Below are 1872 nucleotides of genomic sequence, written 5' to 3'. Positions count from 1 at the left end.
TTGGCCTCCGACTTCCCCACTCCGACACCCAGTCCCACCCCCACGCCCACCCCCACCCCGACACCCACCGCGCTCGCCGTCCCCGCACCGACGCCCACCCCCACCCCGACACCCACCTTCGTCGCCCGGGCCGAGGCCGAGCGTGCGGCGACCGGCGTTCCCGGGCCGGTAGCCCTCGGTCTCGGTGCGCTGGGTGCGCTGGCCCTGGGGGCCGCGGCGCTGCTGCTGCGTCGCCGCTCGCAGGGCGGGGCGGCCCGGCACGTCGGACCGTCCGGGGGTGACGCTGAGCCCTAGGCCGGACGGGTGGCGGTCAGGGTCCCAGACCGAGCGCGCACCGACCGGACCGTAGGGTGGCGTGGTGACCGCCCCCGACCCTGATCCGGCTCCGGCCCTGTCGATGCGCGGACTGGTCAAGAGGTTCGGCACCACGGTCGCCGTCGCGGGCCTCGACCTGGACATCCCGGCGGGCTCCTTCTACGGCGTGGTCGGCCCCAACGGCGCTGGCAAGACGACCACCCTGTCGATGGCCACCGGCCTGCTGGTCCCCGACGAGGGCTCGGTCCTGGTCCACGGGGTCGACGTGTGGAGCCGACCGCGGGGTGCGGCCTCGGCCCTGCTCGGGGTGCTGCCCGACGGGCTCCGGCTCTTCGACCGGCTGACCGGCGCCGAGCTCATCAGCTACGCGGGGATGCTGCGCGGGATGGACCGGGAGGTCGTGGCCGAGCGCCGCGACGACCTGCTGCAGGCCCTCGACCTCCTCGGCGCGGGCTCGACCCTCGTCGCGGACTACTCGGCGGGGATGACCAAGAAGGTCGCCCTCGCCTGCGCCCTCGTGCACGCCCCGCGCCTCCTCGTCCTCGACGAGCCCTTCGAGGCGGTGGACCCCGTCTCGGCGGGGGCGATCCGGGCGATCCTGCAGCGCTTCGTCGAGGCGGGCGGGACGGTCGTGCTCTCGAGCCACGTGATGGCCCTGGTCGAGCGGCTGTGCGACCACGTGGCGGTGGTCGCGGGGGGTCGGGTGCTCGCGGCCGGGACCGTCGACGAGGTGCGCGGCGGCAAGGACCTCGAGGAGCGATTCGTCGGGCTGCTGGGCGGCGGCCTCGAGCACGCGGAGCTGACGTGGTTGCGACCCTCCTCCGACTGAGGCTGCGCCTGCTGCTGCACACCCTGCGGCGCGAGCGGTGGCGCGTCGTCGTGCTGGTGATGGGGGTGCTGTGGGCCCTGGCATTCCTCCCCTCCGTGCTGGGCGGGACGGTGTGGCTGTCCCGTCAGCCGGTCGAGGTGGTGCACGACGTCCTCGTGCTCGCGGGCACCGTCCTGGTGCTGGGGTGGGCCGTGGTGCCCCTCCTGGTCCCGGGCCTGGACGACTCCCTCGACATCGGCCGCTTCGTGACCTTCGGGCTGCGGGCCCGGCGACTGGTGCCCGGACTCCTGGTGGCCGCCCTGCTCGGGGTGCCGACCTTCATGACCTTCCTCGGGAGCGCGGCCCCGGCGCTGGCCTGGCTCGGCCCGGGTCGTGAGCTCGGCGTGCTGCCCGCCGTGCTCGCCCTGGTCCTGGTCCCCGTGGCCGGCCTCACCTGCGTGCTCGCCTCGAGGCTGAGCACGGGGCTCGCGGCTCGGGTGCTCGGCTCTCGCCGGTCGCGCGAGATCAGCGCGGTCGGTGGGGTGCTCGTGGCCGGGTTCGCCGTGCCGGTGGTGATCGGCGTCGCCGCCCTCGGCCTGGAGGGTGCCCTCGAGCGCGTGCCGGCGGTCGCGGCGGTGCTGAGCTGGACCCCGTTCGGCGCGGTGTGGGCGGCCCCGGCGGCCCTGGCCGACGGCGACGAGCTCGCCGCCCTCGGACGGGTTGTCGTCGCGGTGGGCACCGTGGTGCTC

2 protein-coding genes and 1 pseudogene are annotated in these 1872 nt (G+C 75.7%); all 3 read left to right on the top strand.

What is annotated here, in order from left to right:
• Nucleotides 1-294 (top strand): hypothetical protein (locus L0B03_RS17295; RefSeq protein ID WP_250448179.1); only part of this gene is annotated, 294 nt, incomplete at its 5' end.
• Nucleotides 295-358: 64 nt separating this feature from the next.
• A complete protein-coding gene (locus L0B03_RS17290; RefSeq protein WP_374205021.1) occupies nucleotides 359-1144 on the top strand; it encodes an ABC transporter ATP-binding protein in 786 nt (261 codons plus the stop codon).
• A pseudogene (locus L0B03_RS17285) lies at nucleotides 1120-1872 on the top strand (transporter); the annotation flags it as partial. The gene L0B03_RS17290 and the pseudogene L0B03_RS17285, both read left to right, overlap by 25 nt.

This window comes from Actinotalea sp. C106 (assembly GCF_023630195.1).
Taxonomy (GTDB): Bacteria; Actinomycetota; Actinomycetes; order Actinomycetales; family Cellulomonadaceae; genus Actinotalea.
Note: the sequence above shows the minus strand (reverse complement) of the source record. Positions and strands in the feature narration are given on the sequence as shown.